Raw genomic sequence first — 23,760 nt, 5'->3', positions numbered from 1 at the left:
TGAAGTCGGCTTAATAAATGGAATGAATCTTTCATTTTCTTTATAGAGAATACATGATACGATTAAGAAAATGGATTGGAAAAGAGGTTCATCATGCTGGGAATATTATCCGCCGGAATTGCCCCCGGACTGGCCTTACTTAGTTATTTTTATTTAAAAGATGAATATGACTCAGAGCCAATATCCTTCGTTCTAAGGACATTTATGTACGGAGCCCTTCTTGTGTTTCCAATCATGTTTATCCAGCATGTACTTGAAACAGAACATATAATTAAATCTGATCTTTTCAATGCATTTCTTAGCTCAGGTCTATTTGAAGAGTTTTTCAAATGGTTTATCCTCTTTTATGTTGTCTATCAGCATGTAGAGTTTGATGAACCCTTTGATGGAATTGTCTATGGAGTAGCTGTTTCACTTGGTTTTGCTACAATAGAAAATGTCTTCTATTTAATAGCTAATGGAATCGAACATGCGGTAACACGTGCATTATTACCTGTTTCAAGTCACGCTCTATTTGGTGTAATTATGGGCTTTTATATTGGGAAAGCAAAGTTTACAGAAGGGAATAAAGCTAAATGGGTTATATTTTCCCTTCTCTTACCATTTCTTCTCCACGGTGCATACGATTTTATCTTAATTTCCCAAGAAAATTGGCTCTTTATTATTTTTCCTTTTATGATTTTTCTTTGGTGGTTTGGACTAAGGAAAGTGAAAAAAGCTAAAATATTAAGTGCCAATCATATGAAAAAACAATATGCTGTCCAAAAAAACCTTCACTTGTAAGGGTTTTTTTATTTATTCTCATTAAGATGGAATAAAAACACCATTTAAACAAAAAATAGGTTTACTGATAAAAGATTTACAATGGGGGTTAATATTCCATGATAAAGAAAAAAAACCTGCTAAAATTCTCCATATTAATTTTTCTTATGTTTGGGACATCTTCATTTATTGAAAGCAAGGAGGTCAGAGCTTTCTCTAATCAGATTATCCAAAAAGGTGCGGTCGGTGATGATGTCATTGAACTGCAATCCAGGCTCCAGTATCTTGGATTTTTCAATGGGAAGATTGATGGGGTATTCGGATGGAGTACGTATTGGGCGTTAAGAAATTTTCAATATGAATTTGGGCTGCCAATTGATGGATTGGCGGGGTGGCCAACAAAATTAAAACTAGCCAAAGCAAGCAAATACAATGAACAGTTTGTAAAAAAGCAAATAAACTCAGGTAACAAATTTACACATTACGGTGGGGTAGATGAAAGTAAACAAAGTGTCCCTAATCCAGCAAACAAAGCACCAGCAAAACAAACACCCCAAAAAACAGCTCCACCAAAAAATACAGCTCCACCAAAAAATACAGGTCAAAAAAACACTTTACCAAATAAAGGGACACCCAAAAAGCCAACAGCTGCTAACATACCAAATGGTTATTCACAAAATGATATCCAATTGATGGCTAATGCCGTTTATGGAGAATCAAGGGGCGAACCTTATACAGGTCAAGTTGCTGTTGCAGCTGTTATTCTCAATAGGGTAAATAGTTCAACATTTCCTAATACAGTTTCAGGAGTAATTTTTGAGCCTGGTGCTTTCACGGCCGTTGCTGATGGGCAAATTTGGCTAACACCAAATGAAAATGCTAAGAAGGCCGTAGTAGATGCAATCAATGGTTGGGATCCAACTGGAGAGGCATTATACTATTTTAACCCAGATACTGCTACTAGCGGCTGGATATGGGGACGACCTCAAATAAAACGAATCGGGAAACATATTTTTTGCAAGTAGAGAGGTGAATAGAATTGATTAGAGGAATATTAATAGGTGTTCTCGCTGTAGGTGTCGCAGGAACAGCCTATTGGGGCTACCAAGAACATCAGGAAAAAAATGCAATATTATTAAATGCAGAAAATACTTATCAACGAGCATTCCATGATCTTTCCTATCAAGTGGATTTATTACACGATAAGATTGGAACAACCCTTGCAATGAATTCAAGGCAATCCTTGTCTCCATCGTTAATTGAGGTATGGAGGATTACTTCAGAAGCACATAGTGATGTAGGACAACTGCCGTTAACATTACTACCTTTTAACAAGACGGAGGAATTCTTGGCTAAAATTGGAAACTTCAGCTATCGAACCGCTGTTAGAGATTTAGACAAGGAACCATTGTCAAAGGATGAATACAACACTTTAAAGGTACTTTATAAGCAATCTGGTGATATTCAGGATGACCTTCGAAATGTACAGCATATGGTACTAAAAAATAACCTTCGCTGGATGGATGTTGAACTTGCCCTGGCTTCTGGCAAGGAATCTACGGATAATACGATAATTGACGGCTTTAAATCTGTAGAAAAGACAGTGACAGGATATGAAGAATCGGACTTGGGCCCAACTTTTGTAAATATGCAAAAAAAGGATGAAAATTTTCAAAAAATCAAAGGAAAAACGATTTCCAAGCAAGAAGCAATTAAGATCGCCAAAAAGTACATGAAAATTGATGGGAATTCCGAAGTGAAAGTTACTGAAAATGGAAAAGGTTCCAATTATGGTTTTTATAGTGTTTCCATAAAAAATAAGAAAACCGGTGATGAAGGCAGTATGGACATTACCAAAAAAGCGGGACATCCCATTTGGTTTATTAACCATCGAGATGTAAAAAAACAAGTTCTCAGTTTAAATGATGCTGATAATAAGGCGGCAACTTTTCTAAAAGAAACAGGTTTTAAAGATTTAGAGATATTTGAAAGCACACAATATGACAATATCGGTGTTTTCAATTTTGTTTCAAAAATAAATGGTATTAGAATTTACCCTGAATCGATTAAAGTTAAAGTTGCTTTGGACAATGGCGATATTATTGGTGTATCCGCTGAGGAGTATTTAAAATCTTTTCAGACAAGGAAAATAGAAAAACCTGCTATTTCTTTAGAACAAGCTCGTGCAAAGGTGAATCCTAACTTTAAAGTAATGGAAGACCGGCAGGCCATTATTATAAATGACCTTAACGAAGAAGTGCTTTGTTATGAATTCCTTGGGACAATCGATGATGACACCTATCGTATTTTTATTAATGCAAAAAGCGGTGTAGAAGAAGATGTTGAAAAATTGAAGAATGCTGAGGAGGTATATGAAGACGTGATATAAGGAAAAGCAATTGCTTTTCCTTATATTTTTTTCAAATAACTCCAATAATAAATATATATTGATTTGTGGAGTGGATGTTATGAAAAAGGTAGAAAGAGTTTTAATTAAAGTTGTCATCATACAGTTTATTTTTCTATTTTTTGCACAGTTATTTTTTCACCAGTTGGATGTCTTTCCTCAAGTAAAACAATTAACAAAATACGAAGGGGTAAATGAAAATACATATACTGATATTCTTGAAACCTTCCAGGGAAAATGAGAAAGCAGGCCTGCCTGCTTTCTTTGGATTGAACATAATTATAATTGTCATTAAATTTCATTTTTATAGTCGTAAAAAAAAGAGGCATTGATATATCTTGTGGTAAAATAAATAGTAGACAACATCTGAGATAATCATGATGGCAAATAGGAGGATTTATGGAAAAAAAAATATCAATCGCAATAGACGGCCCTGCTGCAGCCGGTAAGAGTACAGTTGCAAAAATTGTAGCAGAAAAACTTTCTTATATTTATATCGATACTGGTGCTATGTACCGGGCATTAACATATAAGGCAATAGTTAATCAGCTAAATTTAGAAAATGAAGATTCATTATTAGAGACATTATTATCTACGGATATTAAATTGCTGCCTTCTGAGAGTGGGCAATTAGTATATCTAGACGATCGAGATGTGACAGATGAAATTCGTTTTGCTGAAGTAACTAATTCGACTTCATATGTTGCTAAACATCAGAAGGTCCGTGAAGAAATGGTCAGAAGACAACAAGCTTTTGCCTCTGAAGGCGGAGTTGTAATGGATGGTAGGGACATCGGGACACATGTATTGCCAGGTGCAGAGGTAAAAGTATTCTTACTTGCTAGTGTCGAGGAAAGAGCTGAGAGGCGTCATATTGAAAATGTCCAAAAAGGATTTCCATCCGACTTAGAAAAGTTGAAAGAAGAAATTGCTCGTAGAGATAAAATCGACTCAGAGAGAGAAATAGCACCACTGAAAAAAGCTGATGATGCAATTGAAATTGATACAACCTCTTTGACAATTCCTGATGTTGTTGAAAAAATAATGACGTTGGTGCACGAAAGGATTGGATAAGTGTGACGTTTTATGCGTTTGCAAGGTCAGTTGTATATGGAGTTTTTAAGCCATGGTACAGGATTGAAGCCATCGGACGTGAACATTTCCCGAAAGAGGGCGGGGTTCTTCTTTGTTCTAATCATATCCATAATTTCGATCCTATGGTTGTAGGAATCATGGCACCACGACCTATTCACTATATGGCAAAAGAAGAGATTTTTTCCGTTCCTGTATTAGGTAATATTGTTAGGAAATGCAATGCATTTCCGGTTAAAAGGGGATTTAACGATCGTGAAGCACTTAGAACAGGTTTAAAGCTTTTAAAGGATGGTCATGTTTTCGGCCTTTTTCCAGAGGGAACAAGGAGTAAGACTGGGGAAATAGGAAAAGGACTTTCCGGAGCAGGATTTTTTGCTCTAAGATCAACAGCAGCGGTTGTACCTTGTGCTATTATTGGACCGTATAGAAGTTTCCGAAAATTAAAGGTCGTCTATGGACAACCCATTGACCTGGAAGAAATGAGAAAAGAGAAAGCTTCAGCAGAACAAGTTACTGAATTAATTATGTCAAAGATTGAAAAACTTAAAAAAGAACATCAATAGGTTCTGCTTGACAAAAAAGACTATTTGTAAGAAGTTAATGGAAAGAGTTTTTTTTTGAAAATTCACTGCTTTTAGGTTTGTTTTATATATGTTGTATGCTGCGTGGCATCCACCAGTTCATATATAGAATTTTTAGGAGTAAATGGATTAAGGAGGAATACATATGTCGGAAGAATTAAATCAAGTAGAAGTGAGAAACTTTGAAATCGGGGATAAAGTGACAGGACAAGTTACTAAAGTAGAAGAAAAGCAGGTGCTCGTTAATATCCAAGGCAGCAAAATTGATGGAATCATCCCAATCAGTGAACTTTCAAGCCTGCATATTGAAAAAGCATCAGATGCAGTCGCAGATGGTGATGAATTAGAATTAGAAGTTTTAAAAGTAGAGGAAGAAGCGATCATCCTTTCCAAAAGGAAAGTAGATGCAGAAAAAGCATGGGAGAGTTTAGAAAAACAATTCCAAAGTGGAGAAGTTTTTGAAGCTGAGGTTAAAGACGTCGTAAAAGGCGGCCTTGTTGTTGATCTCGGAGTTCGTGGTTTTGTACCAGCATCCCTCGTCGAAGCTCATTTTGTAGAAGATTTCAGCGATTATAAAGGCCGTATCCTAACCTTTAAAATTGTAGAACTTGATAAGGAAAAGAATCGCTTAATTCTTTCTCATCGAGCTGTTGTAGAACAAGAAAAAGGTAAACAAAAACAAAATCGCCTAACTGCAGTTCAAGTTGGCCAAATTATTGATGGTACAGTCCAAAGAATCACTGATTTTGGGGCATTCGTAGATATTGGCGGCATTGACGGTCTTGTTCATATTTCCCAATTATCTTATGAGCACATCGATAAGCCTTCTGATGTGGTTCATGAAGGGCAACAAGTACAGGTTAAGGTATTGAGTGTTGATCGTGATAATGAAAGGATTTCTTTATCGATTAAAGAAACACTTCCTGGACCTTGGTCAAATATTTCCGAGAAAGCACCAAAAGGAACCGTCTTAAAAGGAAAAGTGAAAAGATTGGTTTCTTATGGAGCTTTTGTCGAAGTATTTCCAGGTGTTGAAGGGCTGGTTCATATCTCTCAAATTGCCCATAAACACATCGGTACACCACATGAAGTATTGAAAGAGGGACAGGAAGTAGACGTCAAAGTTCTTGAGGCAAATGAGTCAGATCAACGTTTATCCTTAAGCATTAAAGAACTTCTTGAAAAAGAGTATGAGGAAAACCATGACTATGAACTTCCTGAAGAGTCAAAAGGCTTTCAGCTTGGAGAAGTTATTGGAGATAAATTAAAGAATCTAGGAAAATAATGGTGATTTAAGTGTCTAGATCTGAACGAAAATGGGACCACATTCGTTATGCCCTTGATAATAGGAAACATCATGCTTCAGCTTTCAATGATATAAAATTTATTCACCAGGGATTACCGAATATCGGTGTGTTCGATGTTGGATTAGACCATGAATTTGGCGGACTTTATTTAAGTTCGCCAATTTTTATCAATGCCATGACCGGTGGTGGTGGTGAAAAAACTTATCGTATCAATAAAGAGCTGGCAATAGTAGCTAAAAATACCGGTTTAACAATGGCCGTTGGGTCACAAATGGCTGCATTAAAAGATAAAACTCAAAAATACACCTATGAAATTGTCCGTAAAGAGAATCCCAAAGGTGTTATTATTGCAAATTTAGGAAGTGAAGCCTCACCAGACGACGCGAAAGCTGCTATCGAGATGGTTGAAGCAAATGCACTGCAAATACACTTAAATGTAATTCAAGAATTAACTATGCCAGAGGGAGATCGGGATTTTTCTGGTGCACTTAAAAGAATTGAATCCATTGTTAAAGAGCTAACAGTCCCTGTTATTGTGAAAGAAGTTGGTTTCGGTATGGCAAAGGAAACTGTTCATTCACTTTCGTCAATTGGCGTTAAAGTGGTTGATGTGGGCGGCTCTGGGGGAACAAATTTTGCTGAAATTGAAAATAAGCGCAGGGAAAAATCTCTGTCTTTTTTTAATCAATGGGGAATCCCGACGGGTGTATCTATTCTTGAAGCAACGTCAGTTTCTAATCATCTATCCATCATTGGCTCGGGGGGATTTATGTCAGCGCATGATATTGCAAAAGGAATAGCGATAGGAGCAGATGCGGTTGGCATGGCAGGTTATTTCTTGAAAATTCTTGTTAAAGATGGGATAGAATCTTTACAGAAAGAAATCGAAACCCTTCATGAGGAATTAAAAATGATTATGACTGCTTTAGGTACAAAGACTGTTTCAGATTTAAAAAATGCACCACTAATAATATCTGGCGAAACCTATCATTGGTTAAATCAAAGAGGCATAGATACAAAACAATATGCAAAGCGTTCCATTAATTAAAAGCTCCCGCAACCGCGGGAGCTTTTTGTAGTTATTTTCTACAGTTATTTTTTTCCGTCGTTTAATCCCCGTGCCTCTTCCGGGCTTGATAGCTTAGTAGCACTTGGGTAGTGCAAAGCCTGATCACGATCTGACTCCACTCTTCTGCTTTCGCGTAACTTTTTTTCTTGTCGGTCTTTTCCCATTCCTACACACCTCCTCTTAATAAGATGATTCACACAGGAAATATTATTCAAGGAAGTATGAAACTACATAAAGATTACCAATAATGAAAATAATAGGAGGTGTATGAGTTGGAAGGGTTAATCTTTTATTGGAGCTGTTGGGCCTTTTGGATTTACTTAACATTTATTTTAGAAAAACAAAACCCATTTCGAGTTAAACTTGCTGCTATCGTTTTAATTGCACTAATATTATCTAATATTCAATTTATGGTCGGTGAATTTGAAATACAAGCAAGTGGATTATTTATTTTAGGTATCTGTTATTTATTCATAAGCCAGGAAAAACGAGGAGGAATAATTTACTTTTTTATTTGTTCATTCATAATAACAATCGCATATGTAACCTTCCATTTATTTGAGATATTTGATCCAATTTGGATCGTTTTTAAGAAGGAATGGATGATGGGTATAGCATTGTGGTATTTAGCCATACTATTGCAAAAAACTTTAAAAGGGAGATTGATCATAATTTTTGCAGGTGGTATGCAGGGAGAGATTTTATATGCCTATATATTAAATAAATTCCAATTTCCCTATTTGATTGGGGAATTTGCCTATTTAGATGTTTGTTCGTTAACGGCACTTTTGCTTGCAGGATGGAGTACATTGGAAAACGCAGGAACAATATTGCAAAATCATTTTCATTTCTTTGAAAAAGGAAAGCAAAAATCCTCGTAATTTAGAATCTTGTCAAGCTTCCCCATTGCGGGAAAGGAGTATCATTGATAATATAATATAGTTAGGCCCTTCTAGATGACAGAAGGGTTTCTTTACTTAATAAGAACTATAGGGAATTATCCCGCCTTATCGGGAAGTAAGACCCCCACTGAAGGAAGTTTCACTCTATGCTAACATACTAAATTGTATTTGATTATAGAAAAGAAAGGATGGCGATTGTAATTGGTTAAACCTGTTATTGCCATAGTAGGACGGCCCAACGTAGGAAAATCAACTATTTTTAATCGAATTGTCGGTGAACGTATTTCCATTGTTGAGGACATTCCAGGAGTTACAAGAGATCGTATTTATAGTTCAGGTGAGTGGTTAACACATGACTTTAACGTTATTGATACTGGAGGTATAGATATTGGTGACGAACCTTTTTTAGAGCAAATCCGCCAGCAAGCGGAAGTGGCGATTGATGAGGCTGATGTTATTATCTTCTTAACAAATGGACGAGAAGGGGTAACAGCAGCTGATGAAGAAGTGGCAAAAATATTATATAAGTCTAAAAAACCGGTTGTATTAGCTGTAAATAAAATAGATAATCCTGAAATGCGTGAAGATATCTATGATTTTTATTCATTAGGGTTTGGTGAGCCGATTCCAATTTCAGGGGCACATGGACTAGGGTTAGGTGACTTATTGGATGAGGCAGCAAGACATTTTCCAAAAAACAAGCCTATTGAATATGGTGAAGATGTAGTCAAATTTTCCTTAATTGGGCGGCCAAATGTAGGGAAATCCTCATTGGTAAATGCTATATTAGGCGAAGAACGTGTAATCGTAAGTGATATTGCTGGTACAACTCGTGATGCAGTCGATTCTCCATATACATTTAATGGGGGAAAATATGTCATAATTGATACAGCAGGAATTAGGAAAAAAGGGAAGGTATATGAGAGTACAGAAAAATATAGTGTCCTCCGTGCACTAAGGGCAATTGAACGTTCTGACGTTGTTCTTGTTGTCATTAACGCCGAAGAAGGAATCATTGAACAGGACAAAAAGATAGCTGGGTATGCACATGAAGCCGGCAGGGCTATCGTTATTGTTGTAAATAAGTGGGACGCTATTGAAAAAGATGAGAAGACCATGAAGGAACTTGAGCACAAGATCAGGGAACATTTCTTATTTCTTAGTTATGCTCCAATTGTATTTTTATCCGCAAAAACAAAAAAACGAATTCATACACTTCTACCAATGATCAACACTGCTAGTGAAAACCACTCGATGAGGGTTGAAACAAGTGTGCTTAATGATGTCATCATGGATGCAGTAGCAATGAATCCAACCCCAACAGACAATGGCAGACGCTTAAAATTATATTATACAACCCAAGTGGCTGTTAAACCGCCGACCTTTGTTGTGTTTGTAAACGAACCTGAATTATTGCACTTTTCCTATGAACGCTTCCTAGAGAACAGAATTAGAGATGCTTTTGGATTTGAAGGAACTCCTATCAAAATTTTTGCAAGAGAAAGAAAATAAAAGATAAGGTGGGTGTGATTTAAATTGAATGCTACTAAAACTGCAATAGCTGTTATCGGAGCAGGAAGCTGGGGAACCGCATTGGCAATGGTTCTTGCAGACAATGGACATGAAGTCCGTCTTTGGAGCCATAACGAGGTTCAGGTGAAAGAAATTAATGAAGAGCACACAAATAAGAAATATTTGCCTGAGATCGTTCTTTCAGAATTAATTGTGGGGTATGCTTCATTAAGTGATACATTAGCGGGAGTGGATACAATTATATTAGCTGTTCCCACGAAAGCAATACGTGAGGTAATTGGAAAAATTCGTGCCGTCCAAGCTGGTCCGATTTTGATCGCACACGTAAGTAAAGGAATCGAACCTGATTCATTAATGCGTATATCAGAAATAATAAGAGAAGAAATGCCCAAAGAATTGCTAAAAGATGTAGTTGTTCTGTCTGGTCCTAGTCATGCTGAAGAAGTAAGCCTTCGTCACCCAACAACGGTAACCGTTACTTCAGAAAATATGGCTGCTGCAGAAAAAGTACAGGATTTATTCATCAACAACAATTTTCGAGTGTATACGAATTCAGATATCATCGGTGTTGAAATAGGTGGTGCATTAAAAAATATTATTGCACTTGCAGCGGGTATTACAGATGGGCTTGGCTATGGTGATAATGCAAAAGCAGCCTTAATGACACGAGGATTAGCTGAAATTGCTCGTCTAGGTACCAAAATGGGAGCCAATCCATTAACTTTTTCAGGCCTAGCTGGAATAGGTGATTTAATTGTTACATGTACAAGCGTCCATTCAAGGAACTGGAGAGCGGGAAACCTCTTAGGTAAAGGGAAAACCCTTAATGAAGTTTTGGATAACATGGGGATGGTTGTAGAGGGTGTGAGAACCACCAAAGCGGCTTATCAGTTAGCGAAAAAGTATGATGTAAACATGCCAATTACCTTTGCGCTATATGATGTCTTATTTAACGGGAAGAACGCAATAGACGCTGTAGATGTATTAATGGCACGTGGAAAGACCCACGAAATGGAAGATTTGGTTAATGTTTTAGATGAAAGGAAAATTGAAGACTAAAAAATGTCTCAAATGGAATTAAATAGGGGCGGGCAGTGTTACTGGTCATGAATATTTTTATTAATAAATAGGCGTTCTAAAGAGGCGCTTTGTGTCTAGATTGCATACAATGCATCGAAGCAACCTGGTAGTTTGACGCTGGAGTATGGGTTATTTAGTCTTTAAAGCTGAAGTAAAGAATTCGCCCCTCTTTACTTCAGTTTTTTTTTGGAGAGGAAGAGAACATGAAAGTTTTTAGTTTAAAATTTTTCTAGAAAAGTTATAGCTTGTGATATAATTAATTTTCGAAAAAGGGGGAGTTTAGTGTGTCACCAGCAATGTTTAAAATGTGGGTGTCGATTGCTGGAATGGGGTTTATGTTCCTTGCGATTATGACAATTTATTTCAGCAGATATAAGTTAAAAGGAGTATTTCGAATTATTACAGCAATTATCGCTTACTTATTAATGATTGTTTCTGGACTAACGCTTCTTATTGTTTTCTTAACATAATCGGGGTTAAATACATAAATAAAGTGGTGATCAAATGAAATGGAATGTGCTCGGTTGTTTTCTAGCTTTAACCGCTTTTTTACTGGCAGGATGCATGTATCCTCAAGAGGAATTAGCGAAGAATCAAACTCCTTATCAAGATCAAATCCAAGCTGTTCAAACCGCTGTGGATGCCTTTAGAGAGGAAAATAGCGGAATCCTTCCAATAAAAACAAAAGAAGCAGAAACGCCGATTTATCAGAAGTATCCAATTGAATTTAAAAAAATCACTCCAAAATATATCGCGGAGCCACCAGGAAATGCTTATGAAAATGGGGGGGTCTTCCAATATGTACTTGTAGATGTGGAGACCAAGCCGACTGTAAAATTATTTGATTTAAGAATAACAGATGTGATACGAGATATTAAATTACGAATTAAAACAAAAGGGTATCCACCATATAAAAAGCAAATTGCTAAAAATGTTTTTTCCCTTGATTTTAAACAGCTAGGATATAAAAAAGATCCTTTCATTGTCAGTCCGTTTTCTAATCAAAATTTATCTTTTGTCATAACTGGGAGTGCAGAAGTATATGTAGATTATCGTCCGGATTTATACCAAGCAATGAAAAAAACGGACGAGAAGGTAAAATCAGGGGAGGATATTCGCTCAATTTTAGTGAATGATTCAATGTTTGTGCCTGCCTATTCCTTGCCGTATACATGGGATTCTAAGACGAAAGAACCAGTATTTTTAGAAGAATAATGTGCTTATTCTTATATTTAGTCATAACCCTTTTCCTATGAAATATATTGTAGGAGAAGGGTTTTTTTTGCTAATGCCAAAGAAAAACATATATTGAAACCCTCCATTATATCAAATGTTCAGACACTACAGATACAAGAGAACCTAGTGAATTTTTAATAAGGGGGTAAAAAAGTTTTCGAAAAGTGTCATAACACTATAGGACAACATCATAAACATATACTGTCCAAAAATACCTAAAATGGATGTTTAATCCCACTTTACTCTATGATCGGGAGGGGATCACTTGGAAAAGGTTGATATTTTTAAAGATATTGCCGAAAGAACAGGCGGTGATATTTATTTAGGGGTAGTAGGAGCAGTACGGACTGGAAAATCTACATTTATTAAAAAATTTATGGAGCTGGTCGTGTTACCGAATATAAACAGTGAAGCTGAGAGGTCACGGGCACTGGATGAACTGCCTCAAAGCGCTGCAGGAAAAACAATTATGACAACTGAACCGAAATTCGTGCCTAATCAAGCAGCAACTGTCCATGTTGATGATGGATTAAATGTCAATATTAGGCTAGTTGATTGTGTTGGTTATACAGTGCCAGGTGCTAAAGGCTATGAGGATGAAAATGGACCAAGAATGATTACTACCCCATGGTATGAGGAACCAATTCCTTTCCATGAAGCTGCTGAAATTGGCACTAGGAAAGTCATTCAGGAGCATTCCACTATTGGTGTGGTTGTTACAACGGATGGGACAATAGGTGAGATTCCAAGAAGTAACTATATTGAGGCAGAAGAAAGAGTTATTAACGAACTGAAGGAAGTTGGCAAACCGTTCATCATGGTTGTTAACAGTGCGCAGCCCTACCATCCAAGCACTGAAACGCTAAGATCGAGTTTAGCAGAAAAATATGATATCCCGGTAATTGCCATGAGTGTTGAAAGTATGCGCGACAGCGATGTTCTGAATGTCCTTCGTGAAGCACTTTACGAGTTCCCTGTACTTGAAGTCAATGTGAATTTGCCAAGCTGGGTTATGGTTCTAAGAGAAAACCATTGGCTTCGTGAAAGCTATCAAGATGCTGTCAAGGAAACTGTAAAAGATATCAAGAGATTAAGAGATGTTGATCGAGTTGTCCAACATTTTAGTGAGTTTGAATTTATTGAAAGAGCTGGATTAGCAGGAATTGAAATGGGCTCAGGGATTGCTGAAATTGATTTAATTGCCCCAGATGAATTGTATGATGATATATTAAAAGAAATCGTTGGGGTAGAAATCCGCGGGAAAGATCATCTGCTCGAATTAATGCAGGATTTTGCCCATGCCAAAGCAGAGTATGATCACATTGCTGATGCCTTAAAAATGGTGAAACAAACGGGTTACGGAATTGCCTCACCAACACTTTCTGATATGAGTCTTGAAGAGCCGGAAATTATTCGTCAAGGTGCCCGGTTTGGCGTAAGGCTTCGTGCAGTAGCACCATCGATTCATATGATCAAAGTGGATGTAGAATCTGAATTCGCCCCAATTATTGGTACGGAAAAACAAAGTGAGGAGCTTGTAAGATACTTAATGCAGGATTTCGAAGATGACCCGTTATCCATTTGGAATTCAGACATCTTTGGCCGCAGCTTAAGCTCCATTGTTCGTGAGGGGATCCAAGCAAAGCTGAGCTTAATGCCAGAAAATGCAAGATATAAACTTAAAGAAACGTTAGAGAGAATTATCAACGAAGGCTCAGGCGGCTTAATTGCCATTATTCTATAGACTCTGACTCCTAATCGGGGTCTTTTTTTTGTGGAAATGAGAGTGAAGTATTTTTGGTTTCATGGACATTAGTGAGAAAAATCTACCAAAATGGGCAAAATATGTAGAATTTTGTTGAACAAAAGAAAAGATTACCATTATTTAATGAAATCTTCTTGATATGCTGAATTGATTATGATAATCTTTAAACTGAATTACGTTATAGTGTTTGAACCCTTATTTCATAAGGGTTTTCCTTTAAAAAATAGATTTGAGTTACCAATTTAGTTATTTATGGTTACTTTGGTAATAAAACCGAGCTATGACGTATAGAAATCAGAAAAATTGTTTAGAAATGTAGATAAGTAATCTTATTTACGAATCTTGATAATTTCTTTGGGAGGAGGTGAATGGCATGAACAAGACAGAACTTATTAATGCAGTTGCTGAAGCAAGCGAGCTTTCAAAAAAGGACGCTACTAAAGCAGTTGATGCTGTTTTTGATGCGATTTTAGATGCTTTAAAAAATGGTGATAAAGTACAATTAATCGGTTTTGGAAACTTTGAAGTACGTGAGCGTGCAGCTCGTAAAGGTCGTAACCCTCAAACAGGTGAGGAAATCGAAATCGCTGCTAGCAAAGTTCCAGCTTTTAAACCAGGTAAAGCGCTTAAAGACGCAGTAAAATAATTACATAAATTTATTGCTAGAGGCGAATGCTTAAGTAAAAAGGTCATGGTAAAGTCCATGGCCTTTTTTCTACTTTTTTGCTTGAACTAAAAAGATTGTGCTAATATGTATTTGTCATATATACTTGACTGAACAATAGGGGGAATTTTAATATGTCACAAGTGAATCGTGCCCAAATTGAAGAAGCGGTACGTTTAATATTAGAAGCAATCGGTGAAGACCCAAACCGTGAAGGACTGCTTGATACACCTAAACGGGTAGCAAAAATGTATGAAGAAGTTTTTAGTGGATTAAATGAGGATCCGAAGAAGCATTTTGAAACCATCTTTAGTGAAGATCACGAAGAATTGGTATTGGTTAAAGATATCCCTTTTTATTCTATGTGTGAACACCATCTCGTTCCTTTCTTTGGTAAAGCACATGTAGCCTACATCCCAAAAAATGGTCGTGTTACTGGATTGAGTAAATTGGCAAGAGCTGTAGAAGCCGTAGCAAAAAGACCTCAACTCCAAGAACGGATTACTTCCACGATTGCTGAAAGCATGATGGAAAAATTAGAACCGCACGGAGTGATGGTGGTTGTCGAAGCAGAGCATATGTGTATGACCATGCGCGGTGTAAAAAAGCCAGGGTCTAAAACAGTAACCACTGCAGTCCGCGGTGTTCTAGCTGACGATGCGATTGCTCGGGCTGAAGTGCTATCTTTAATAAAATATTAGGCTAATTTTCCTAAAGTATTTGAGGTGATCATATGGAAAAACGCTATCCACAAAATAGTGAGTATGTAGTTATTAAAGCGATTGATGATGGTGTTAGTGTTATCGGCTTAACAAGGGGCACAGATACAAAATTTCATCATTCTGAGAAGCTGGATAAAGGAGAAGTGCTTATTGCTCAATTTACTGAGCATACTTCTGCTATTAAAATCAGGGGAAATGCGAAAATTCTTACTCATCTGGGTGAAGTAGAAAGTGAATTGAAAAAATAAATAATCAGTTCGAATCACATTGTTTTCATCTTATTTCATATGAGCGTAAATGATTATTTTGTGAATTTCTGCCTAAAGAAAACCTTTTATGATATAATGGTGTCTGCCTTGTTTTTAGAGAATGGTTAGGCTTTTCTTTATTAAACGGCATGAATTTTACTATGCAAATAGGAAATAAGAATACATAAAGACATTACTTCGGGGAAGCAAGGGTGATTAAATTGCTGGACATTCGACAAAAATTCACAAATATTAGAGAGCAGGTCGAAAAAAGAGTTTGTGACACATACTTGCTTAATTATATTGAAATTCCGATTATTGACGAAGATAAACTGCTTCTTCTAGTCTCAATAATGGATCGCCTCGAATTGTCATACAGTGATATGCAGAACTACGCCTTGTCAACAATGTTAATTCAAATTGCCCTTGATACCCATGAACATATTACAGATGCATCTGTAGAGGAAAAAAATCGTCAATTAACCGTTCTAGCAGGCGATTATTTTAGTGGCTTATATTATAAGCTTCTAGCAGATTCGGAAGATATAATGATGATCAAGGCACTTTCTAGAGGAATTAAAGAAGTCAATGAAAATAAAATTTCTGTATATCAAAATGAAATTTTAGACATAGAAGAGCTAATGACAAGTATTGGGATGATTGAAAGTTCCTTACTTACCCATCTTTCCGAATATTTTAAAGTGGATTTATGGAATGATTTTCTAGAAAACCTGCTTTTATTTAAACGTTTACTTCATGAAAAACGTCAATTTTTACAAACAGGAAGTTCCGTATTGTTCGAAGCCCTAAAAACAATTGTTTTCCCAATCAATAATAATAAGGCGAAAGAGTTGTCTAGGGAACAGCAAAATCACTTATTTCTGTGTTGCGACCATCATCTTGAAAGGTCAAAAGAAGTTATTGAAAAGGGATTAGAACAGTTGCCATACTTAAATGAATTACTTGAGAAAAGGATTTTATCAATCTTAAGCCAATACCAGCCAAATGCAAAAACTTTTGTGGAAGAAGGGTAATAAAAACATGCAGGAATCGAAAGAACAGCGAGTTCACAATGTGTTTGAAAAGATATCTGATAACTACGATAAAATGAATTCTGTTATCAGTTTTCAACAGCACATCAAGTGGCGGAAAGACACGATGAAAAAAATGAATGTGCAGCCTGGTTCAAAAGCTCTCGATGTTTGCTGTGGTACTGCTGATTGGACAATAGCCTTAGCAGAAGCGGTTGGTCCTACAGGTGGAGTTACTGGATTGGATTTTAGCCAAAACATGCTCAATGTGGGTATTGATAAGGTTAAAGAACTCGGGTTAAAACAGGTCAAGTTAGTACATGGGAATGCAATGGAACTCCCTTTTCCAGATAATAGTTTTGATTATGTAACGATTGGCTTTGGTTTAAGGAATGTCCCTGATTACCTGCAAGTTTTAAAAGAAATGCACCGAGTAGTAAAGCCAGGTGGAATCGCTGTCTGTCTAGAGACATCACAACCTACACTAATTGGCTATAAACAGCTCTATTATTTTTATTTTCGCTTTATTATGCCGATGTTTGGTAAATTGCTTGCAAAAAGCTATCGAGAGTATGCATGGCTTCACGAGTCAGCACGTGATTTTCCAGGGATGAGGGAGCTTGCTAAAATGTTTGAGCAAGCCGGCTTCAAAGATGTGAAATACAAACCATATAGCGGCGGTGCTGCAGCTGTACATATTGGTAAAAAAAATTAATTTATTGAACTCGAAGACAGGATGAAAAGCTGGTGAATTTAAATGAAATTAAAAATGATGTATTCATTTTTAAATTCGGATATTAACTTGATTGAAAAAAAGTTAGAAGAGACTATAAAGGCAGATTCCCTTCTGCTTAGACAGGCTTCTATGCATACATTACAAGCCGGCGGGAAAAGAATTCGTCCTGTTTTTGTTTTGCTTGCAGGAAAATTTGGTAAATATGATATCCATGTGATGAAGAATGTTGCTGTTGCGCTTGAATTAATTCATATGGCATCGCTTGTCCATGATGATGTGATCGATGATGCTGATCTTCGCCGTGGCCAGCCTACCGTGAAATCCAAATGGGATAACAAAATTGCCATGTATACAGGTGACTTTGTTTTTGCTCTTGCGATCGAATTGATGACTAATATCGAAAATCCCGAAGCCCATAAAATTTTAGCCAATACGATTGTTGAAGTGTCAGTAGGTGAAATTCAACAAATTAAAGATAAATATCGCTTTAATCAAAATCTGCGAGATTATCTCCGCAGAATTAAGAGGAAAACTGCCCTGTTAATTGCAGTTAGCTGCCAATTAGGAGCTATAGCTGCAGAGGTTGAAGAATCCATCCATAAAAAACTTTATCGGTTCGGGTATTACGTCGGAATGTCTTACCAAATAATTGATGATATTTTAGACTTTACCTCAACTGAGAAGGAACTTGGGAAGCCTGCTGGCGGAGACCTAGTACAGGGGAATGTTACTGCCCCAGCTCTTTACGCAATGGAAAATGATGAAATCCGTAATGAAATAGAAAAGGTCAATGAGGAAATGGATGCTCATGAAATAACAAAGATTATTTCGTTAATTAAGCAATCAGGAGCAATCGAAAAATCATTCGCACTAAGCGATCTTTACTTACAAAAAGCTTTAGCAGAACTAGAGGGGATACCTGCGAATAAAGCCAAAAAAACCCTAAATGATATTGCAAAGGTTATTGGGAAACGAAAATTCTAAACACCTTGTTAAATTTTCGAAAAAATGATAATATTTTTCATGGATTGTATCTTAAATACAATCAATATACATAATAATTAATTTTTAGGAGTGGAATTCATGGAAAAAACATTTTTAATGGTAAAGCCCGATGGTGTACAGCGTAACCTAATTGGAGAAATCGTCGCACGTTTTGAAAGAAAGGGCTTTCAATTGGTTGGAGCAAAGTTAATGAGCATTCCCAATGAACTAGCTGAAGAACATTATGGTGAGCACAAGGAGCGTCCTTTCTTCGGTGAATTAGTAGATTTCATCACTTCTGGTCCTGTTTTTGCAATGGTCTGGCAAGGTGAAAATGTCATCGCTACTGCCCGTCAAATGATGGGTGCTACCAATCCAAAAGATGCTGCAACAGGTACTATTCGCGGTGATTTTGGTTTAACTGTTGGTAAAAATGTTATTCATGGCTCAGATTCACTTGCGAGTGCAGAGCGTGAAATTGGTTTATTTTTTAAAGATTCTGGTGTTGTAGAATACAATAAACTAGTTAACGAATGGATATATTAATTAAATAAGAAGAGGCACTTGTATAGCAATTTACAAGTGCCTTTTTTGTTTAGAAAAATAAATTTTGAATAAATTTATTCTCTTTTATCTGAATAGTTATACTATGTTTATTGGGCGCTATATGGTATATTGATAAAAAAATTCTTTAATGAGTTGAAGGGGGAAAGAGTATGGGGATGAGATACTTAACAGCAGGAGAATCCCATGGGCCGCAATTAACAACAATTTTAGAAGGCCTCCCTGCTGGAATGCCATTATTATTAGAAGATATAAATGAGGAATTATCCAGACGCCAAAAAGGATATGGCCGTGGAAGAAGAATGCAAATTGAAAAGGATACAGCCCAAATCGTTTCGGGAGTCCGTCACGGCTACACTCTTGGCTCTCCAATAGCATTAGTAGTTCAAAACAATGACTGGAAGCATTGGACGAAGATTATGGGAGCGGAGCCCCTAGATGAAGGCCAGGAGGATGAAGTTAAACGTAAAGTAACTCGTGCCCGTCCTGGTCATGCGGATTTAAATGGTGCGATTAAATATGGACATAGGGATATGAGAAATGTCCTTGAACGCTCTTCTGCCCGTGAGACAACTGTTAGAGTCGCTGCAGGTGCTGTTGCCAAGAAACTTTTATCATTGGTAGGAGTTGAACTAGTTTCACATGTCGTTGAAATCGGTGGAATAAAAGCTAATGCTGATCATTCTCTTACTTTTGATGCATTAAAGGACAAGACAGAAAATTCTCCTGTACGATGTGCTGACCCTAATGTGGAAAAGGATATGATGGCTGCTATTGATGAAGCGAAGAAAAATGGTGATTCGATCGGCGGAGTCGTGGAAGTGATTGCGAAAGGTATGCCAGCTGGAGTTGGGAGTTACGTGCACTATGATCGTAAATTGGATGGAAAATTAGCTGCTGCCATTATGAGTATAAATGCGTTTAAGGGTGTAGAAATTGGCATTGGTTTTGAGGCCGCTAGCAAACCGGGAAGCGAAGTCCATGATGAGATAGCTTGGGATCAAGAAAAAGGTTATTACCGCAAGACCAACAGACTGGGTGGCTTTGAAGGTGGAATGACGACTGGCATGCCAATTGTTGTCAGAGGTGTGATGAAACCAATCCCCACATTATATAAACCACTGATGAGCGTAGATATTGATACTAAGGAGCCATTTGCTGCGAGTGTTGAACGCTCAGACAGTTGTGCTGTACCTGCTGCTGCAGTTGTTGCAGAGAATGTTGTTGCATGGGAACTTGCAAACGCCCTGATTGAACAATTTTACAGCGACCGCTTTGATGCTTTTGCTACTGAAATAAAAAGGCAGAGAGAATATGCGAGGGAGTTTTAATGGAAATCATTCAAATCCAAACAGCGTCAAAAAACTATAATGTATTTGTGGGGGAAGGTGTAAGTCAGGAGCTTGGCCCTTTTTTAGAGAATCATTTTGAGGGTCTAACCAGAATATTAATTATTACAGATGAAACAGTTGCTAAGCTGCATCTAGAAAAATTATTGTTTGAGCTTAAATCGTTTGATCCCGTAATTTTTACTGCCCCTAGTGGCGAAAAGGCAAAAACCTTTGAAGTTTATTATTCTGCGCTTTCAACTGCTCTTGAAAACCGACTTGACCGCAAATCTGTTATTCTTTCATTTGGCGGCGGTGCAGTAGGAGATTTGTCAGGATTTGTTGCCGCCTCTTTTATGAGAGGTATACCTTTTATTCAAGTCCCAACTACCATATTAGCTCATGATAGTGCTGTTGGCGGAAAGGTAGCGATCAATCATCCACTCGGGAAAAATATGATAGGAGCCTTTCATCAGCCAGAAGCCGTCTTTTATGATTTAGAATTTTTAAAAACACTTCCTGCTCATGAAATTCGTTCGGGATTTGCAGAGGTTATTAAACATGCACTTATTGATGATTCCGATTTTTTTAATTGGCTGAAAGAAAATGTGGAAGACCTTCAAACCTTACCAATGGAGTTGTTATCGGAATCCCTAATCAAAGGGATAAAGGTAAAAGGTAAAATAGTCAGTCAGGATGAAAAAGAAACTGGAATTCGGGCTTACTTGAATTTAGGTCATACGTTAGGTCATGCTATTGAATCAGAAATGGGTTATGGGAATTTTACTCATGGGGAAGCAGTAATGGTAGGGATGATTTTTGCATTAAAGGTAAGTAAAAAATTACTAGGGCTTTCATTCGATTTAGAAGAATTCACCAACTGGATTGAAGGACTTGGGTATGCATCGAAAATACCTGAAAATCTATCTCATGAAAATTTAATTAATAAAATGAAGCAGGATAAAAAATCTGTTAGGCATTCGATTCGTTTTGTATTACTCGAACAATTGGGTCAGCCAGTCCTAAAGGAAATATCAGAAACAGTTTTATTTGAAGAGTTAAAAAGTTCTTAAAGGGGGTCTTGTCTTGATAAGAGGGATGAGGGGAGCAATCACAGTTAATCTGAACACAGAGGAAGCAATTATTACTGCCACAGAAGAACTGCTGGAGAAGATAATTGAGGAAAACCATATCCAACCTGAATTAGTTGCATCTGTTTTCATTTCAACAACAGAGGATATTAATGCAGTATTCCCGGCAAAGGCATTGCGTAAATTTGAGGGGTGGACTTACGTACCTGTCATGTGTATGCAAGAAATGCCTGTTCCAGATTCCTTGAAAATGTGTGTTAGAATCATGATGCATGTAAATACAACACAATCTCAAGAAGAAATTAACCATGTATACTTAAAAGGGGCTAAAGTCCTTAGACCCGACCTAAGCAATAGTTTAGCGTAATGGGAGGTTCTTTTTGGAAGATAGAATAAGTCTACAAGAATGGAGTGTATAAATATGAGATGGAAAGAGCAGTTATTAACACTGACTCCCTATCAACCAGGAAAATCAATAGAGGCAGTAAAGAAGCAATATAAACTCGACCAAATTGTAAAGCTAGCATCAAATGAAAATCCTTTTGGATGTTCAGAACAGGTGTTGACCGCTCTTCAATCGAATCAAACAAGTTTAGCGATTTACCCTGATGGGTACGCTACAAATTTAAGAGAGACACTTGCTTCATTTTTACAGGTTGACGAGGATGAATTAATATTCGGTAATGGTTCAGATAATCTTATCCAAATAATTTCTAGGGCACTTTTACATCCGAACGCCAATTCAATTATGGCGACACCTACCTTTTCACAATATAAGCATAATGCTGTTATTGAAGGGGCAGTTAGTAAGGAAGTGCCGCTACTAAACGGAGAACATGATTTAGAGGCAATGCTTGCAGCTATTGATGAACAGACCAATGTTATTTGGCTATGCAGCCCTAATAACCCTACCGGTACATATATACCAGAAAATAAATTAATCGCTTTTCTAGAAAAAGTTCCATCAGATATTCTGGTTGTATTGGACGAAGCCTATTATGAATATGTTGTTGCTGATGATTACTATGATTCCGTTAACCTGGCTCGTAAGTATGAAAATTTAATTGTCCTAAGAACTTTTTCTAAAATATATGGACTTGCTGCCTTGAGAATTGGATATGGGGTTGCCAATCGCTCGATTATAAAAGCGCTTGAACCTGCGAGGGAGCCGTTTAATGTTAATTCTTTAGGTCAATTAGCAGCATCTGCAGCAATCAAGGACCAGGAATTTATAAAAGTCTGCAAAGAAAAAAATAGGCAGGGGCTTGAACAGTTTTATCAATTCTGTGGTGAGAATCAACTTGATTTTTATCCATCACAAACTAACTTTATTTTAATTGATTGTAAAATGGATGGTGATCAGGTTTTCCAACATTTATTGGAGAGAGGATATATCGTCCGTTCCGGAAAAGCTCTTGGTTTTCCAACCGGTGTTAGAATTACAGTAGGCTCCTATGAACAAAATGTCGGGGTCCTAAAAGCACTTGGAGAATCCTTAGCTATTAGTAAAACAGAGTAGTGCTTTGTTGTTTAGGGGGAGTTATCATTGAAAGGCCGTGTATTTGTAATTGGCTTAGGATTAATTGGCGGTTCTCTAGCCCTTTGTATAAAAAAGGAGCATGAGGATGTAACTATTGTAGGATTTGATATTAATAGTGAACAAGCAAGGCTTGCAAAAATGCTTGGGGTCATTGATGAAATAGCTGAAGATATTTACAGTGGTGCAATTGACGCTAATTTAATTATTATTTCTGCACCTGTAAATGAAACAGAGGAAATTATTCAGTTCCTTGCGGGCCTCCCTCTCCATCCAGAGGTAATCGTGACAGATACAGGTAGTACAAAAAGCAAGATTGTCGGAAGTGCCAAGAGCCTAAAGGACCGAGGAATCACCTTTATTGGCGGGCATCCAATGGCGGGCTCCCATAAAAGTGGTGTATCTGCTGCCAAAGAAATATTATTTGAAAATGCCTTTTACCTGTTAACACCGCAAGAACATGTAGAAAATAAAAAGGTAGAATTATTAAAAGCATGGTTATATGGCACCAATGCCAAGTTTTTAACTATTACTCCAGAAAACCATGATTATCTCACAGGAATTGTCAGTCATTTTCCCCATATCATTGCTGCCTCTATTGTTCGCCAAACTGAAAAACTAGCAGAAGCAGAAAGTCTTATTCCACGACTAGCAGCTGGCGGATTTAGGGATATAACTAGGATTGCTTCGAGCAGCCCAAAGATGTGGAAGGATATTCTCCTGCACAACCGTGAAATCTTAATTGAATTACTCGATCAATGGCAAGAAGAAATGAATGGGGTTAAAACATTACTTGAAAATGAAAATAGTTCTGCAATTTACGACTATTTTCAGCAAGCAAAACAATTTCGTGATGGCTTGCCACTGAAAGAAAAAGGTGCGATTCCGGCATTTTATGATTTATTTGTCGATATTCCAGATTACCCGGGTGTGATTTCGGAAATTACTGGCTATTTAGCAAAGGAAGAAATTAGCATAACAAATATTCGGATTCTAGAAACACGAGAAGATATTAATGGAGTCTTAGTGATTAGTTTTCAAACCGAAGAGGATCGGCAAAATGCTGAACGCTGTATTGGCAGTTATTCCAACTATGCAACATCTATTGGTTCCTAAAA

Annotated in this window: 27 protein-coding genes; 26 read left to right on the top strand and 1 reads right to left on the bottom strand. The window is 37.1% G+C overall.

What is annotated here, in order from left to right; translation table 11 throughout:
• Window positions 1–93: 93 nt before the first annotated feature.
• The 8 genes from prsW to fni all read left to right on the top strand — a co-directional run bounded on the left by prsW (window position 94) and on the right by fni (window position 7,200).
• Entirely contained in the window at window positions 94–783 is a 690-nt protein-coding gene (gene prsW / locus CCK98_RS23650; protein WP_088088817.1) for a glutamic-type intramembrane protease PrsW, read from the top strand.
• Window positions 784–929: 146 nt separating this feature from the next.
• Window positions 930–1,787 carry a spore cortex-lytic enzyme gene (sleB, locus tag CCK98_RS23645; protein WP_373408546.1) on the top strand — a complete coding sequence of 286 codons (858 nt, stop codon included), beginning with the start codon at window positions 930–932 and terminating at the stop codon, window positions 1,785–1,787.
• A 14-nt stretch (window positions 1,788–1,801) separates the two neighbouring features.
• Window positions 1,802–3,151, top strand: a complete 1,350-nt coding sequence (ypeB, locus tag CCK98_RS23640; protein ID WP_088088815.1) for a germination protein YpeB — start codon at window positions 1,802–1,804, stop codon at window positions 3,149–3,151.
• A 79-nt stretch (window positions 3,152–3,230) separates the two neighbouring features.
• A complete protein-coding gene (locus CCK98_RS23635) occupies window positions 3,231–3,410 on the top strand; it encodes a YpfB family protein (RefSeq protein WP_088088814.1) in 180 nt (59 codons plus the stop codon).
• A gap of 158 nt (window positions 3,411–3,568) precedes the next feature.
• Entirely contained in the window at window positions 3,569–4,243 is a 675-nt protein-coding gene (gene cmk, locus CCK98_RS23630) for a (d)CMP kinase (RefSeq protein ID WP_088088813.1), read from the top strand.
• Window positions 4,244–4,245: 2 nt separating this feature from the next.
• On the top strand, window positions 4,246–4,827 hold the full coding sequence (locus CCK98_RS23625) for a 1-acyl-sn-glycerol-3-phosphate acyltransferase (RefSeq protein WP_088088812.1): 582 nt from the start codon (window positions 4,246–4,248) through the stop codon (window positions 4,825–4,827).
• Window positions 4,828–4,990: 163 nt separating this feature from the next.
• Window positions 4,991–6,130: a 30S ribosomal protein S1 gene (gene rpsA, locus CCK98_RS23620; RefSeq protein WP_088088811.1), complete on the top strand. Its 1,140-nt coding sequence runs from the start codon at window positions 4,991–4,993 to the stop codon at window positions 6,128–6,130.
• A gap of 11 nt (window positions 6,131–6,141) precedes the next feature.
• Entirely contained in the window at window positions 6,142–7,200 is a 1,059-nt protein-coding gene (fni, locus tag CCK98_RS23615; RefSeq protein ID WP_088088810.1) for a type 2 isopentenyl-diphosphate Delta-isomerase, read from the top strand.
• 44 nt (window positions 7,201–7,244) lie between these two features.
• On the opposite strand, the gene CCK98_RS23610 is transcribed toward fni, so the two are convergent.
• On the bottom strand, window positions 7,245–7,385 hold the full coding sequence (locus CCK98_RS23610; protein WP_088088809.1) for a YpzI family protein: 141 nt from the start codon (window positions 7,383–7,385) through the stop codon (window positions 7,245–7,247).
• Between the two features lie 108 nt (window positions 7,386–7,493).
• Between CCK98_RS23610 and CCK98_RS23605 the strand changes: the two genes are divergently transcribed.
• The 18 genes from CCK98_RS23605 to CCK98_RS23520 all read left to right on the top strand — a co-directional run bounded on the left by CCK98_RS23605 (window position 7,494) and on the right by CCK98_RS23520 (window position 23,758).
• Window positions 7,494–8,102 (top strand): hypothetical protein, encoded by a 609-nt coding sequence (locus CCK98_RS23605; RefSeq protein WP_088088808.1) that lies wholly within the window; start codon window positions 7,494–7,496, stop codon window positions 8,100–8,102.
• Window positions 8,103–8,324: 222 nt separating this feature from the next.
• Window positions 8,325–9,635, top strand: coding sequence for a ribosome biogenesis GTPase Der (der, locus tag CCK98_RS23600; protein ID WP_088088807.1), 1,311 nt, complete (start codon window positions 8,325–8,327; stop codon window positions 9,633–9,635).
• Window positions 9,636–9,659: 24 nt separating this feature from the next.
• On the top strand, window positions 9,660–10,715 hold the full coding sequence (locus tag CCK98_RS23595; protein WP_088088806.1) for an NAD(P)H-dependent glycerol-3-phosphate dehydrogenase: 1,056 nt from the start codon (window positions 9,660–9,662) through the stop codon (window positions 10,713–10,715).
• Window positions 10,716–11,020: 305 nt separating this feature from the next.
• Window positions 11,021–11,206, top strand: coding sequence for a DUF2768 domain-containing protein (locus CCK98_RS23590; protein WP_088088805.1), 186 nt, complete (start codon window positions 11,021–11,023; stop codon window positions 11,204–11,206).
• Window positions 11,207–11,240: 34 nt separating this feature from the next.
• A complete protein-coding gene (locus CCK98_RS23585; protein ID WP_088088804.1) occupies window positions 11,241–11,951 on the top strand; it encodes a hypothetical protein in 711 nt (236 codons plus the stop codon).
• Between the two features lie 286 nt (window positions 11,952–12,237).
• A complete protein-coding gene (gene spoIVA, locus CCK98_RS23580) occupies window positions 12,238–13,716 on the top strand; it encodes a stage IV sporulation protein A (RefSeq protein WP_088088803.1) in 1,479 nt (492 codons plus the stop codon).
• 394 nt (window positions 13,717–14,110) lie between these two features.
• Window positions 14,111–14,383 (top strand): non-specific DNA-binding protein Hbs, encoded by a 273-nt coding sequence (gene hbs / locus CCK98_RS23575; protein ID WP_024030636.1) that lies wholly within the window; start codon window positions 14,111–14,113, stop codon window positions 14,381–14,383.
• A gap of 152 nt (window positions 14,384–14,535) precedes the next feature.
• Window positions 14,536–15,102 (top strand): GTP cyclohydrolase I FolE, encoded by a 567-nt coding sequence (gene folE / locus CCK98_RS23570; protein ID WP_088088802.1) that lies wholly within the window; start codon window positions 14,536–14,538, stop codon window positions 15,100–15,102.
• Between the two features lie 32 nt (window positions 15,103–15,134).
• Window positions 15,135–15,371: a trp RNA-binding attenuation protein MtrB gene (mtrB, locus tag CCK98_RS23565; RefSeq protein WP_088088801.1), complete on the top strand. Its 237-nt coding sequence runs from the start codon at window positions 15,135–15,137 to the stop codon at window positions 15,369–15,371.
• A gap of 212 nt (window positions 15,372–15,583) precedes the next feature.
• Window positions 15,584–16,405 carry a heptaprenyl diphosphate synthase component 1 gene (locus CCK98_RS23560; RefSeq protein ID WP_256942450.1) on the top strand — a complete coding sequence of 274 codons (822 nt, stop codon included), beginning with the start codon at window positions 15,584–15,586 and terminating at the stop codon, window positions 16,403–16,405.
• Between the two features lie 7 nt (window positions 16,406–16,412).
• On the top strand, window positions 16,413–17,117 hold the full coding sequence (locus CCK98_RS23555) for a demethylmenaquinone methyltransferase (protein ID WP_088088800.1): 705 nt from the start codon (window positions 16,413–16,415) through the stop codon (window positions 17,115–17,117).
• A 42-nt stretch (window positions 17,118–17,159) separates the two neighbouring features.
• The gene (gene hepT, locus CCK98_RS23550; protein WP_088088799.1) at window positions 17,160–18,122 is read left to right on the top strand and encodes a heptaprenyl diphosphate synthase component II; all 963 of its coding nucleotides are present in this window, start codon (window positions 17,160–17,162) and stop codon (window positions 18,120–18,122) included.
• A 99-nt stretch (window positions 18,123–18,221) separates the two neighbouring features.
• A complete protein-coding gene (ndk, locus tag CCK98_RS23545; RefSeq protein WP_088088798.1) occupies window positions 18,222–18,668 on the top strand; it encodes a nucleoside-diphosphate kinase in 447 nt (148 codons plus the stop codon).
• Between the two features lie 176 nt (window positions 18,669–18,844).
• Entirely contained in the window at window positions 18,845–20,017 is a 1,173-nt protein-coding gene (aroC, locus tag CCK98_RS23540) for a chorismate synthase (RefSeq protein WP_088090529.1), read from the top strand.
• Window positions 20,017–21,087, top strand: a complete 1,071-nt coding sequence (gene aroB / locus CCK98_RS23535; RefSeq protein ID WP_088088797.1) for a 3-dehydroquinate synthase — start codon at window positions 20,017–20,019, stop codon at window positions 21,085–21,087. The genes aroC and aroB overlap by 1 nt, the downstream gene beginning before the upstream one ends.
• A 13-nt stretch (window positions 21,088–21,100) precedes the next feature.
• Window positions 21,101–21,472 carry a chorismate mutase gene (aroH, locus tag CCK98_RS23530; protein WP_088088796.1) on the top strand — a complete coding sequence of 124 codons (372 nt, stop codon included), beginning with the start codon at window positions 21,101–21,103 and terminating at the stop codon, window positions 21,470–21,472.
• Window positions 21,473–21,526: 54 nt separating this feature from the next.
• Window positions 21,527–22,624, top strand: coding sequence for a histidinol-phosphate transaminase (gene hisC / locus CCK98_RS23525; protein WP_088088795.1), 1,098 nt, complete (start codon window positions 21,527–21,529; stop codon window positions 22,622–22,624).
• Window positions 22,625–22,651: 27 nt separating this feature from the next.
• Window positions 22,652–23,758, top strand: coding sequence for a prephenate dehydrogenase (locus CCK98_RS23520; protein ID WP_088088794.1), 1,107 nt, complete (start codon window positions 22,652–22,654; stop codon window positions 23,756–23,758).
• The last annotated feature ends 2 nt before the right edge of the window (window positions 23,759–23,760 follow it).

This window comes from Bacillus sp. OV166 (assembly GCF_900177675.1).
In the GTDB taxonomy this organism is placed as follows: domain Bacteria; phylum Bacillota; class Bacilli; order Bacillales; family Cytobacillaceae; genus Neobacillus.
The sequence above is the reverse complement of the archived record's forward strand: the minus strand, read 5'-3'. Positions and strand labels throughout refer to the sequence as shown.